Source organism: Dehalococcoidia bacterium (genome assembly GCA_041649635.1).
GTDB lineage: Bacteria > Chloroflexota > Dehalococcoidia > E44-bin15 > E44-bin15 > JAYEHL01.
Genome location: JBAZMV010000002.1, coordinates 26397 through 39957, shown reverse-complemented (window position 1 = coordinate 39957; position 13561 = coordinate 26397). Strand labels below are relative to the sequence as shown.

Genomic DNA, 13561 nt, shown 5'->3' with positions numbered 1-13561 from the left:
AAACTAAGCCCTCTATGAGCTTTTGAAGTAATAATGAAGACAGATAGAGCCGATCGTACGGCGCATGAGGTTAATCTCTTTGTTCGAAACTGATACGCAATAGATGCTTCGTCGAATCCGTTATCTTTACAGAGTCTGCAATACGCCAGCCAACGACCCATACGATACCGTCCAGAGAACATACCAGCGGCACTCGATCGCGCCATATACTCGGAATCCTAGCATCGACCATGAAGTCCTGCAATTTCTTGGCATTGCTCATCCCCAGCGGACGGAAGCGATCCCCCGGACGGCGGCAGCGCACAGTTAACTGCTTGCCGACGGCATCCATATCGATACAAGCCGTAAAGCCGCTTGCCCGCTCGCCGTGTCCAACGATGTCGGCTCGCACCCGCCACCCCGGCAGCAGCGTAACCCCGGGCACCTTCAAGCGACGCGTTCCCTTGATTTCAGACAGAGGGCAAACGTCGACAGCATCCTTGTGCAGCAAGCACGTATCATAGCCGACATAGAACTTCAGGCCGCGGGGCAGCGATATCTTTTTCCCCGCAGGCTTGCTCAAGGCTTCCATCATTTTCTCGATATGAACCGCCTCGATATCTACTATATCGCCCAGCGCCTCGCGCACGACCCGCCGCAGCAGGTGACGCAGCAACGCGGTGTGAAGCTCGATTACCGCCGCTTTGTTTATCTCAATGCCGACAGGGTTGACGCATACGGCATCGCTCCAGACTTTATCCAACTCGATATCAAGGAACGACATTATATCGGCGGCGGTCTCCGTAACACGCCTGACGGCAGCACCGATATCGCTGTTCGACTTCCTCAAGATCGGGATAATTTCATGACGAAAACGATTCCTGGCGTAATCGAGCGATTCATTCGTAGCGTCAATGCGAGGATTGAGACCATGAGCAGAACAGTAATGCTCCGTCTCTTTCTTCGACACTTCGATGAGCGGCCTGATCACCCGCAGTTTTCCCCCGCCGCGTGTATTCATATCTACAACCGGCGACATACCCCGCAGCCCCGCGATGCCGGCGCCCCGCACCAGGTGCATCAGCACGGTCTCCACCTGGTCATCCTCGGTATGCCCGAGCGCTACGCAGTCCGCTCCGACCGATTCGGCGACACGGGCCAGGAACCCGTAGCGCACCTCGCGCGCAGCCTCCTCCAGAGAAAGCTTGTGCTCCCTGCGATACGCATCGACATCAGATGATTCGACAGTAACAGGTATCCTGAAAGAACGGCCCAGTTGTCTAACGTAAGAAGAGTCCCCTTCTGAAGCCGCGCCCCTAAGCATGTGGTTCAGATGAGCGATATGAAGCTTAATCCCAAGCGATGATTTCAACTGATGCAGCACATGCAAAAGACATACGGAATCCGGCCCTCCCGACACGGCAACCACCACGACGCTCTTATCCCCCGCGACCGCGGGAGAATCGCCGCCAGACGGTATAAGGCCTTCACGCCAGATGAAATCCAGCACCCGATCTTCCAGATCGCCCATCTACATCACCCTGCCTTCGGCTTTACCCAGGTCTTTCCAGTGACAGGTATCGTTAAACAGCAGCAGCGAGGCTTTGCCGTCTTTGAACTCAAGTATGCTTATCGACGCGACATTAAGCCTGATGCGCCTGAAATTGGCGGCGGTCATGCCCAGAGCGGCGGCGATGATGCTCATGATGGCAAGGGTATGGCTGACGATGATTACATCTCCGTCGGTGTGCTCCGCGACGATGCGCTGTAGCAGGGGCCATGTCCTGTTCCTCAGGTCCGTGAACGACTCACCGCCGGGCAGCCGTAGAGATGGATCGCCCCTCATCCACTGTTGGAAGAAATCGCCGTGGTTCTCGGCGACCTCCTCGAACGTCAACCCGTCGATATCGCCCGCGGCGATCTCCTTCAAAGCGTCATCGAATTTCACCTGAACGCCCAGCACCCGCGATATCTCGGCGGCCGTCTCGCGCGTGCGCTGCAACGGGCTGGCGTATATCGCCGACGGCTTTTCGTTACTCAGCGCCTGAGCCAGCAGCGCGGCCTGCTTGCGACCCATATCGTTCAACGCGATCTCGGTATGCCCTACGATGCGATTCTGCCGGTTCCATTCCGTTTCACCGTGCCGAACTAGAATCAGCCTCACAGCGAGCCCCCAGACAAGGAACTCGACGACTTTCCCTGATAGAAGCCGCTCACTCCGGTTAGAATAAATGTATGACTTAGAAACGAACTTAAAAGAGGTGTCCTTCCGCGGAAGGACCGGGGGAATTGGGGGTGTCCCCCAAACTTAAAAATCCCCCAAGATTGGGGGCCAGGGGGTTGATAATATCGAATCAGATATTGCATATACTACTCACCCGCCAGATAAAGCCTGGTGCGGCATATTGATCTGGGCTGCCCCGTGAAACCCAGCGCCAGTAGCACCTGCTCCGCCCTGCCTGAAGCGGAACCATCGGTTCGCAGGCACATGCCGAGGACACATATCGTCCCGCGCGACTCGACCAGCCATACCCGCTCCACCAGCTTGCGCAGGTCGTAGCTGCGCACCTCGTTGTCGCGTTTATGCCGCCACGGCAGCTCCGTTTTCGATAGGAGCGAATCGATGGAATCACTGATCGCTGCGCCGGGCTTATCGGTTTCTATCTCCACGCGATACTCGGCTCGGCGCACCTGAGACTGCAGCGATGGAGCGTCGGGGGACACCTGGGTCACGCCGATGATATCCATCCCTGACGGCAGTTGTTCAGCCAGATTTTTCTGCACCGAATAAGGTGAAACCCTGCGCTGGAAAACGATATCCATCAATTCTTTTTCGCCCGTGACGCCCAGCGGCAGAGGCGCCGCTATTGATATCCTGGGATGAGGGCTGAAACCCTGGGAGTATGAAAGAGGCAATCCGGCGCGGCGCAGTGCCCGCTCCCACAACCGCATCACATCCAGATGAGACAGATATTTCAATTCCTCCCCGCGAGAGAAGATGACCCGCAGCCTCTGCATATCACTTTACTCCCTGGTCACCCTTATCTTCTCGATCCTCAACTCCTTCATCTGCGTCACTCTCATCTTCAGATTGCCGTGCTTTATTCGCTCCCCTTCTTTGGGTATATGTCCCAGTATGCTCAGCAGGAAACCGGCCACGGTATCGTATTCGCCATCGGGCAGCTCCAGCTTGAGTTCCTCGTTGGCCTCTTCTATCCTCATGCCGCCGTCCACCAGCATGGTCTTTTCATCGATTATTTCGAAGTCCTTGTCCGCTTGACTCGACTCATCACCCATCTCGCCGACTATCTCGCTGACCAGCTGTTCCAGCGTCACTATACCACCGGTGACACCGAACTCATCCACCACCATGACCATGTGATTGCCGCTTTCCTGCATCTCGGTTAGGAGCTGCATCACGCGCTTAGTCTCCGGCACGAAATAGACCGGGCGCACAAGCTCGTCGATCACGCTGTTTTTATCCATGGCGCTACGCGCTGCTGACATGAGAACATCCTTTACGGTTATAACGCCTATTATGTGATCCAGATTATCCTTATAAACCGGATAACGGCTATGAGGAGTATTAGAATAGAGCGTCAGGAAATCGGCGAACTTAGTTCCGCTTTCTATCGATATGACCTCTGGCCTGGGAGTCATCACCTCACGCACGCTGCGGTTGCCAAATTCGAAAACGTTGTGCAACATCTCGGCCTGAGCCTCCTCCACGGTGCCCTCTTGCTGCCCCGCCGATATCATACTGCGTATCTCCTCAACGCTGACTATCAGGGGTTTCACCCCTCCCCTTCTCCCCGCAAACAGCGTCGCGATCCAGCTCAGTCCTATGGCCAGCGGAGAGACCACCGTATTTATCAACTGCACGGGATAAACGTAGATCAGCGCCATCCTCTCGGCATGCTTCATGGCCACGGTCTTTGGAGTAACCTCGGCGAAAATCAATAAAACGGTCGTCACCAGAACGGTAGAGATCAATATAGCTACATTGCTATTTTCCTTAAAGACCGTTACCGCCATAGCCGTTCCCAGAGAAGCCGCCGCCACGTTGACCAGATTATTACAAAGCAATATCGTGGAGAGCAACCTTTCCGGACGCTGCATTATCTTTTCGATATTAACGGCACCATGCGCCCCGCTCTCTACGAGATACTTGATACGTGTTTTAGGCAGCGATATAAAGGCAGTCTCGGCGCTGGAAAAGAAGGCTGACGCACCGATACAAATCAAAAATAGTATCAAGTATAGTGCAATGGTTTCATCCATGCCAGAATACTCTCCTGTAAATCAGGTTTACCACGTTGCTCATGATAGCATCCGTCCCGCAGGCTGTCAAAAACACCCTGCTATTCCGTGTTCATCTCTCACATTTACATCGAACGCAAGTTCTGTTATATTTGCCATCGAGCGTTTCCCGTCACGAAGTATAATTGTTAATAGTAAACACTCGACGCAATAAATTACGGGTTCAACATCTATGAATATTTTGGGAATCGAAACATCATGCGATGAGACGGCCGCTTCCGTGGTGCAAGACGGTAGTGCAATTCTATCCAACGTCATCGCCTCCCAGGTCGATATCCATTCGCGATACGGAGGCATAGTGCCTGAAGTGGCATCGAGACAGCACCTCCTCTCAATCACCCCGATAATCGACGAGGCTATGAAAAAGGCTCATATGTCATGGAACGACATTGAAGCAGTTGCGGTAACTAACGGCCCAGGACTGGCGGGCTCGCTGCTTGTCGGCGTGAACGCGGCGAAAGCTATAGCGGCGGCACACAACCTTAAGTTGATAGGGATCAACCACTTGGAGGGACATGTCTACGCCAACTGGCTTGATGGTAACACCCCGGAATTCCCAGCCTTGTGCCTCATAGTCTCGGGAGGCCACAGCGATATACTGCTGATGGAAGGCCATGGACGCTATAAAATACTGGGGCGCACCCGTGACGACGCGGCCGGCGAAGCCTTCGACAAGGTTTCACGGCTACTGGGGCTGGGCTACCCCGGCGGCCCGGCTATCGAGAAAGCCGCCCGCGGAGCAAGCGGCACGAGATACCGCCTGCCCCGCGCCTGGCTCAAGAATACCGACGACTTCAGCTTCAGCGGGCTCAAGACAGCCGTGCTGCATCTGGTTGAAGCCGACATCGATTCAAATACAGCCCCATTAGAACCGGAGGTTTCGAGCCTCAAGGCAGAGATAGCCGCCTCATTCCAGATATCGGTGATCGATGTGCTGGTAACCAAGACCATAGCAGCCGCCGAGCGCTGCGGCGCGCGCAATGTCCTGCTGTGCGGCGGTGTCGCGGCCAACCGTGCGCTGAGACAGGAGATGCAGGACAGATGCCTTCTCCCCCTCTTCATCCCAAAGCCTGTACTCTGCACAGATAATGCGGCCATGATCGCGGTTTGCGGCTACTATCATATACAAAACGGGAAACTCTCCGACCAGCGCCTCGATGTAAGGCCCAGTGCCGCGATTACACAGGTATGAAGAGCCCCGCGGTAAATTTTTAGACACCGCTTTCAACACCATTCAACAAGACTTTATGGTTTCTCACTTCACCAGAAATCGGAGCCCTTAAAAAGTATAATTTACCCGGTCAGCCCCGATTTATACAGACCGTGGCAGTGTTTTTAACCACCGTCATGCCATTCCCATGGGTACAAGAGGCTGTTTTCACACCAGCACCATGCCGTCCGGAGGCTAATTAAGTAATTTTAAGCCGAGCACTTTTTACGTATGTATATATTGAAATAGCGAGAAATAGAGATATATTATGCTATAATTAAGAGATAATAAGACTTTATTGTTCTTGAATGCCAACTTATCTGTTTAGATTAATTTCTACTTGCTTGCTATAGCGGAAAAACAGTTCTAAGCTATACTAGCACTCTCCGAATGAGAGTGCTAATTTACGAGCATAAATAAACTAAAAATAGGAGGAGGTTAAGCGTGGCACTAAAGATTGAACCGTTAGGAGACAGAGTAGTGGTCAAACCGCTTGCAGAAGAACAGAAGACCAAGGGTGGCATCATACTGCCCGACACCGCAAAAGAGAAGCCCCAGCGCGGCGTAGTTGAGGCCGCCGGCCCCGGCAAACTGGATGACAAAGGCAACCGCATCCCGATGGAAGTTAAGAAAGGCGATAAGGTAATCTACCAGAAATACACCGGGACCGAGATCAAAGAGGGCGACGAGGAATACCTGATCCTGCGCGAAAGCGACATCATAGCCAGGGTAAAGTAAAGTCTTCAATTTTACGGAAATAATTTTCATACGGAGAAGGAGGGAAAATGGCAAAACAGTTAGTATATAGTGAAGAATCAAGAAGAAGCCTAAAGAACGGCATTGACGCTCTTGCGAATGCGGTAAAAATAACCCTTGGCCCCAAGGGAAGAAACGTAGTCCTGGATAAGAAATTCGGGCCGCCGACCATCACCAACGACGGCGTGACCATAGCGAAAGAGATCGACTTGCAGGACCCGTTCGAGAATATCGGCGCTCAGCTTATCAAAGAGGTAGCAACAAAGACCAACGACATCGCCGGCGACGGCACGACCACGGCCACGGTGCTGGCACAGGTCATGCTGCACGAGGGCATGAAGAACGTCGCGGCCGGAGCCAATCCCATGGCTATCAAGAGGGGAATCGAGAAAGGCACACAGGTCGTCCTTGAAGCCCTCAAGAAGATGGCCACACCCGTGACCTCCAAAGAGCAGGTCGCGCAGGTAGCATCGATATCGGCGGCGGATCAGGAGATAGGCAATCTCATCGCCGAGGTCATGGAGAAGGTCGGCAAGGACGGGGTTGTTACGGTAGAGGAAGGCAAGGGCATCAAGTTCGAGACCGAATATGTTGAAGGAATGCAGATCGACCGCGGCTACATATCGCCGTACTTCGTCACCAGCCCGGAGAGAATGGAAGCCGTTCTGGACGATCCTTACATCCTGATAACCGATAAAAAGATATCAGCGGTTTCCGACCTCCTGCCCACGCTGGAGAAACTGCTCCAGGTGAGCAAGAATTTCGTTATCATTGCCGAAGACCTGGACGGCGAAGCGCTGGCCACCCTCGTGGTCAACAAGCTCAGGGGCATAATCAATTGTATAGCCGTGAAAGCCCCCGGTTTCGGCGACAGGCGCAAGGCTATGCTTGAGGACATCGCCGTGCTCACCGGCGGACAGCTCATAACCGAGGAAATGGGCCGCAAGATCGACTCGGTAACGATTGAAGACCTGGGCCGGGCCCGCAAGATAATCTCCACCAAAGAAGAGACTGTCATAATCGAAGGCAGGGGCAACGATAAGGCTATCGAAGGCCGCATTAAGCAGATAAAGACCCTCATCGAGGAGACCACCTCCGAATTCGACAGGGAGAAGCTTCAGGAAAGACTGGCCAAGCTGGCCGGCGGCGTCGCGGTTCTCAAGGTTGGAGCCGCCACCGAGGTCGAGCTCAAAGAGAAGAAGCACCGCGTCGAGGACGCGCTGTCTGCGACAAGGGCCGCCGTGGAAGAGGGCATCGTGCCCGGCGGAGGCGTGGCGTTCATCAACGTCATCCCGTCCCTCAATAAATTGAAGCTGACCGGAGACGAGGCTACAGGCGTAGCAATAGTCAGACGCGCTCTGGAAGAGCCGCTGCGTATGATAGCGCTCAACGCCGGCAAAGAGGGATCGGTGGTTGTTAACTATGTTAAGAGTAAGAAGGCCGGCATAGGCTACGACGCCCTCAGGGACGAATACGCCGACATGAAGAGACGCGGCATCATCGACCCGGCAAAGGTCACGCGCGCAGGCCTGGAGAACGCGGCCAGCATAGCGGCCATGGTTCTTACCACCGAGTGCCTGATCGCCGATGTCAAAGAGAAGGAGACTATGGCTCCTCCTCCTCCCATGCCCGAGTACTAGAAATCCCACATCATTTGAATAGCAAAGAGCGGCTGAGGAATCTCAGCCGCTCTTTTTTTCTATAACATATATAGATACGACGACCATCGCATACCGTCTTTGCGAACCGTAGGGGCAATTCATGAATTGCCCCTACCCGACCCCATGAAAAAACTATGTCATTGCGAGTCCTTCCAAGATCAGCCAATCAAAATCTCAGACGATCGTACAAACCCTTCTCGGACGCGATCGGCCCCACCGCCGCCAGGCTCAGCCGCTCCCCGACAAATATATCCCGCGCCACCCCGGCGATATCCTCGGCCCGAATGGCATCGATAGCCGCAACAACGTCGTCGACTGTAAGCACACGCCCCGTCAGTATCTCCTGCCTCCCGGCCCAGCTGGCCACGCTCCTCGTGTCCTCCATGCCCAGCAAAAGCCGCCCCTTGACCAGCTCCTTGACCTTGGTTAATTCAGGAGCTTCGACGGATTCCTTCATTTTGGACAGCTCCTCCATGATGGCCGCCAGGGCGTCCTCCGCGCTACTCGGATCGACCCCGGCGTAAACGGTCAGCGCGCCCGAGTCCATGTGGTAATCCACGCAGCTGTCCACGTCGTATACCAGCCCCCTCTTCTCGCGCAGCTCCTGATTGAGGCGGCTGCTCATCCCGCCGCCCAGCACCACGTTCAGCAGGTCCAGCTTGAAACGGTCGGGGTGGCTCACGGGCAATCCTTTCACGCCCAGGCACAGGTGCGCCTGCTCCGTTTCGCGCTTCTCGATCTTGATGCGCGGCCCCTCCTGCGAATCGTCGGCAAGCGAAAAAGCCCTTGCCTTAACCTTAGGCCATCCCTGAAACGATTTTTCCACAATCGACACGATATCGTCATGGTTCAGGTCGCCGGCTATGGCCACCACCGAGTTGCGCGGGCCGTAGCATTCCATCATATACTTCAACAGGCCGTCTCTATCGAGAGAGCTTATCGACTCCCTTGTACCGATGATGTCCCGCCCCATCGGCTGATCCGGCCACATCAGCTCGTTCAGCAGCAGCGAGGCCCTGTCCTGCGGCGAATCTATGCTCTCTTTGAGCTCCTCCAGTATCACCCCGCGCTCCCTGTTCATATCCGCGGCGTCGAACTTGGAGTTGCGCAGTATATCCGTCAGCAGGTCCAGCGCCAGCGGGAAATGGGGCTTGGCCACCTTGCACCAGAACGTGGTGAACTCCTTGCCCGTCCCCGCGTTCATCATGCCGCCCACGCCTTCAATCGTCTCCGCTATCTCCATCGGGGAAGGACGGCGCTGCGTGCCCTTGAAACACATGTGCTCGATGAAGTGGCAGGTACCCGCTTCCTCATCGCTTTCATAGCGGGAGCCTATGCCTATGAATACGGCTACGCATACCGAACGCGTGGAGGGCATGTTGCTGGTGATTATGCGTAGGCCGTTTTTAAGAATATGTTTGCTGTACAATGAAATGCCTTTCGTTTATATTATCGACGATGCTAAGGCTTTAGAATCATATACCAATGGTTAATCTATGAACAGACACTGATATGTCATTAATTGCAGTCGCCGCCGTCCCAGTTGCATTCCGCCACATAACAGCCTAACCAGTCATCACATAAGCCGTCACCGACCCATTCCCACCTGCATCCATCTGCACAATAACCGGCGCAATCACCGCCATCGTAATTACAGGCTGTGTTGTTACATTCATCCCAATCGCAGATTCCATCTCCTACCCAGTAATCAGGACAATTCGTCGCGCAGTAGCCGCTCGTCGCATTACAATCCCCTCCATCCCAGTTGCAGGAGGCCGTATAGCAGCCACCTTCCCAATTGTCGCAGATTCCATCTCCGACCCACGCCCACATACAGTAATCCGAGCACCACTCGCCCTGACTTGTACAGTCCCCGTCGTCATAGTTGCAAGCTGCGACGTTGCATGCACTGTCACAGTACCCGTCACCTACCCAGGACCAGGGACACCCTGTGGCACAGTAACTGGCACTACAGTCGCCCCCGTCATAATTACATGCATAATTATTGCAGGCGCTGTCACAATAGCCGTCACCAATCCAGTAATCTGGACATCCTGCAGCACAGTAAGAACTAGGAGTAGAGGTTGGTACGGCACCTGGAACACATGCTAATCTTCCATCCCTCAATTCAGGAATGAGCTGCTTCGCAATATTGATAGCTACAGCAAAACCTATACCCTCCACATCTTCAGAAACCCACTTCATATCATTGACTCCAATGATTTCACCCGCCATAGTTACTAGCGGACCGCCACTATTACCGGGATTAAGTGCAGCATCGGTCTGAATTAGACCATCTTCTCTCAATGCAGAAACAATCCCCTGAGTTACTGTTACACCCCCAGCCAGATCCAAAGGATATCCTATAGCAATAGCTCCCTGTCCCGGTCTGAGCACATCGGAGTCGCCAAGCATCACTGTCGGAAGGCCGCTGCCATCAATCTTGACAACAGCGAGGTCATTGACCGCATCACAGCCGGGTCACTATTCCACTGAACTGTTCACCACTTCCCAGATAAACTGTCACATATGTGTAGCCTTCAATAACATGGTTGGCAGTTAAGATATAACCACTTTCATCAATAATCATACCGGTACCCGATCCGCTTGCTGTCGTAATTCTTACAACAGCGTCAGACACCATATCCACGACATCCTCAACAGCAGCCGTAGATGCAGGCGTTGACGTTGGCGTATACACAATCGTAGGAGTAGGCTCAACAATGAAATGGGCTTCTATACTCTTATCAGAATGTATACGCACATAAACCGGATTCTCATTCCCAGAGATAGAACCATCCCAGTAATCGAACTTCCATCCAGATGCAGGAACCGCGGTAAGCATAACCAACTCTCCGTCTTCAAACGTGCCTGAAGAAGGCGAAACAACCCCATTACCATCAACAGTAACGGACAAGGAATGGGTTTTGGGATCACATGCTAAGCCGAATACAGCGGAGCTCACCAATACTAACGCTAGGAGTAGCTGCAACAAAACAATGTCTCTCTTTTTCATTTGCAGTTACCCCCTTTCAATTATTCCTGAAGAGTAATACCATCCGAGTCCAATAGTACAATGTAAGTTGGCATTACTTTAATTCGGATACCAGAGCATGTCAAGCTAGGCTAATTTTTTTAGGTTGACTTTGAATACCCCAGTTGCTAATATGGCTCACAGGTACAGCAATATGGAAATCTTTCCCGGCATTCACGATATACCCACAAAATTCGACAGGCTGATGGGCCACTCGGCTCCTCGCGTTTACTTCGTCGCAGGCGAAAAGGGCGCGCTCATAGACACCGCTTACGGACAGGACGAGATAGCGGAAACTTACCTAGAATACGTAAAAAGCGTGCCCCCGGCAAGGATAGAGTACCTGATCATCACCCACGCCCACCCGGACCACATCAGCGGGCTTACACTGCTGAAAAGGAGAACGGGCGCTCAATCGATACTGCATTCGGCGGAGGTGACCGACATCCCCATCGACAAGAGGGTCAATGACGGGGAGATCATATCGCTGGGCGGCATCGACCTGGAAGTGGTGCACACGCCGGGCCACAACCCCGGACACATGTGCCTCTATATTCGAGATAGAAGAATAATGTTCTCCGGCGACCACGTGCTGTCCAAGACGACCACCGCCCTCCAGCCGCCCTGGGGCGACATGACGCAGTATATCGAATCGCTACGGAAACTGTTAAAATACGATGTCGACCTGATGCTGCCGGCGCACGGGCCGCCCATAACGGAGGCGCGCAAGAGGATAGAGGATCTGATAGAGCACCGCATAATGCGCGAGCGGCAGGTGTTCGACCTGCTGAAGAAGGGCAGGGACACGGTGAAGGACATCACCTCCGCGATATATCCGGAGCTCAACGGCTTCCTCTTCGCAGTAGCCAAGGGGCAGACCTACGCCCACCTGCTCAAGCTGGAGAAAGAGGGGAAGGTCGTTTCAGCGGGCGACGGGCAGTACGGCACGTTCAAACCGCTGTAGGGGCACGGCGTGCCGTGCCCTTTCTGGATTCCGGCCTTCGCCGGAATGACGGGGTTTTAAGAGGTGCAGGATGCTTCCTGCCGGGGGAAATGGGGGTATCCCCCATTTCTAAGAATCCCCCTTTAATAAAGGGGGACCAAGGGGGATTTCGATGTAGGGGCAGGCCTTGTGTCTGCCCGTTGCGGGCGACCACGAGGGTCGCCCCTACACGGTGACCGACAGATATATAGGAGCTATCAATGCTTAAATTATTCCCATCGACGGCAAAGATCAACAAAGGCCGCCTCACCATCGGCGGGTGTGATACGGTGGCGCTGGCCAAAGAGTTCGGCACGCCGCTCTACATCTTCGACGAGGCCACACTGCGCGGCAGGTGCTCCGAGTACCGCAAGGCGTTCCAGAAACGCTACCCGGACAGCACGATAAGCTACGCCTGCAAGGCCTATATCAACAAGGCGCTGGCGCAGCTTTTCAACGAAGAAGGCCTGAGCCTGGACGCCGTCTCCGCGGGCGAGATCGCCATAGCCAAAGAAACGGGCTTCCCCATGAGGCGGGTGTACTTCAACGGCAACAACAAGTCCCGCGCCGAGTTGGAGGAAGCGGTGGCATGGGGCGTCAAATATATCATCGTCGACAACTTCCACGAGCTGTCCGTCCTGAGCGACGTGGCGAAGAAGGCAAAGGTACAACAGGACGTTCTGCTGCGCCTGTCTCCGGGCATCGACCCGCACACACACGCCTATCTCACCACCGGCAACGTGGACAGCAAGTTCGGCTTCCTCATGAGCCAGGCCGGGGACGCCGTTGAAACGGCGATGGCTTCAAAATGGCTGAATCTGGTCGGGCTGCATTTCCACATCGGCTCACAGCTTTTCGACATGAAACCATACTTTAAGTCGATAAAGGTCGTCGTCGATTTCGCCGCCGCCATGAAGCGCAAGAACGGATTCGAGATGCGGATGCTCGTCACCGGCGGGGGCCTGGGCATAGCGTATCTTAGCGATGACGAACCTCCGTCCGTGGATGATTTCGCCGAAATGATTACATCGAACGTCATTAAGCGCTGCAAAACGGCCAAACTCGAATTGCCGCACCTCGTCGTGGAGCCGGGGCGCTCCATCGTGGGGCAGGCAGGGATGGCGCTCTATACCGTCGGCGCGATAAAGGACATCGAGGGCGTGCGCAAATACGTGCTCGTCGACGGCGGCATGAGCGATAACATACGTCCCAGCCTGTACGGGGCGAAGTATGAAGCGCTGATCGCCAACAAAGCGGTCGAATCGGGTAAGGCGAAAACGGAAACCGTCACCATCGGCGGAAAGTACTGCGAATCGGGCGACATACTTATCAGAGACATCGACATGCCGAAGATCGAATCTGGCGACATCATAGCCGTGCCCTGCTGCGGCGCCTACTGTCTATCGATGGCGTCCAACTATAACGCATCGCTTAAGCCACCCATCGTGCTGGTCAGGGACGGCAAGGCCAAACTGATACGCCGCCGTGAGACATACAAAGACCTGACCAAGTGCGACATGGTTTAAAGATTTACATGTAGGGGCGTATCGCGATACGCCCTGTCGACGGTCATTGCGAGCCGCTCTTTGAAACGGCGAAGCAATCTCGACATTATCGTA

Annotated in this window: 12 protein-coding genes; 5 read left to right on the top strand and 7 right to left on the bottom strand. The window is 54.2% G+C overall.

Annotated features, from left to right (window positions below):
- Window positions 1-70: 70 nt before the first annotated feature.
- The 4 genes from tilS to WC562_04030 all read right to left on the bottom strand — a co-directional run bounded on the left by tilS (window position 71) and on the right by WC562_04030 (window position 4260).
- Window positions 71-1510 carry a tRNA lysidine(34) synthetase TilS gene (gene tilS / locus WC562_04045; protein ID MFA5055330.1) on the bottom strand — a complete coding sequence of 480 codons (1440 nt, stop codon included), beginning with the start codon at window positions 1508-1510 and terminating at the stop codon, window positions 71-73.
- Window positions 1511-2143 carry a histidine phosphatase family protein gene (locus tag WC562_04040; protein MFA5055329.1) on the bottom strand — a complete coding sequence of 211 codons (633 nt, stop codon included), beginning with the start codon at window positions 2141-2143 and terminating at the stop codon, window positions 1511-1513.
- A 206-nt stretch (window positions 2144-2349) separates the two neighbouring features.
- Window positions 2350-2997, bottom strand: a complete 648-nt coding sequence (locus WC562_04035) for a TIGR03936 family radical SAM-associated protein (protein MFA5055328.1) — start codon at window positions 2995-2997, stop codon at window positions 2350-2352.
- A 6-nt stretch (window positions 2998-3003) separates the two neighbouring features.
- On the bottom strand, window positions 3004-4260 hold the full coding sequence (locus tag WC562_04030; GenBank protein MFA5055327.1) for a hemolysin family protein: 1257 nt from the start codon (window positions 4258-4260) through the stop codon (window positions 3004-3006).
- A gap of 211 nt (window positions 4261-4471) precedes the next feature.
- Here WC562_04030 and tsaD point away from each other — a divergent pair, with 211 nt between their 5' ends.
- The 3 genes from tsaD (at window position 4472) to groL (ending at window position 7905) form a co-directional block, all read left to right on the top strand.
- A complete protein-coding gene (tsaD, locus tag WC562_04025; protein MFA5055326.1) occupies window positions 4472-5491 on the top strand; it encodes a tRNA (adenosine(37)-N6)-threonylcarbamoyltransferase complex transferase subunit TsaD in 1020 nt (339 codons plus the stop codon).
- A gap of 462 nt (window positions 5492-5953) precedes the next feature.
- Window positions 5954-6247: a co-chaperone GroES gene (groES, locus tag WC562_04020; protein ID MFA5055325.1), complete on the top strand. Its 294-nt coding sequence runs from the start codon at window positions 5954-5956 to the stop codon at window positions 6245-6247.
- 47 nt (window positions 6248-6294) lie between these two features.
- Window positions 6295-7905 carry a chaperonin GroEL gene (groL, locus tag WC562_04015; GenBank protein MFA5055324.1) on the top strand — a complete coding sequence of 537 codons (1611 nt, stop codon included), beginning with the start codon at window positions 6295-6297 and terminating at the stop codon, window positions 7903-7905.
- Between the two features lie 187 nt (window positions 7906-8092).
- Here groL and WC562_04010 read toward each other — a convergent pair whose 3' ends face one another.
- The 3 genes from WC562_04010 to WC562_04000 all read right to left on the bottom strand — a co-directional run bounded on the left by WC562_04010 (window position 8093) and on the right by WC562_04000 (window position 10942).
- Window positions 8093-9355, bottom strand: a complete 1263-nt coding sequence (locus WC562_04010; protein MFA5055323.1) for a pitrilysin family protein — start codon at window positions 9353-9355, stop codon at window positions 8093-8095.
- An 89-nt stretch (window positions 9356-9444) separates the two neighbouring features.
- Window positions 9445-9759 carry a hypothetical protein gene (locus WC562_04005; GenBank protein MFA5055322.1) on the bottom strand — a complete coding sequence of 105 codons (315 nt, stop codon included), beginning with the start codon at window positions 9757-9759 and terminating at the stop codon, window positions 9445-9447.
- Between the two features lie 637 nt (window positions 9760-10396).
- A complete protein-coding gene (locus tag WC562_04000) occupies window positions 10397-10942 on the bottom strand; it encodes a hypothetical protein (protein MFA5055321.1) in 546 nt (181 codons plus the stop codon).
- A gap of 172 nt (window positions 10943-11114) precedes the next feature.
- Between WC562_04000 and WC562_03995 the strand changes: the two genes are divergently transcribed.
- Both WC562_03995 and lysA read left to right on the top strand, forming a co-directional pair.
- A complete protein-coding gene (locus tag WC562_03995; protein MFA5055320.1) occupies window positions 11115-11924 on the top strand; it encodes an MBL fold metallo-hydrolase in 810 nt (269 codons plus the stop codon).
- 239 nt (window positions 11925-12163) lie between these two features.
- The gene (gene lysA / locus WC562_03990; protein MFA5055319.1) at window positions 12164-13468 is read left to right on the top strand and encodes a diaminopimelate decarboxylase; all 1305 of its coding nucleotides are present in this window, start codon (window positions 12164-12166) and stop codon (window positions 13466-13468) included.
- The last annotated feature ends 93 nt before the right edge of the window (window positions 13469-13561 follow it).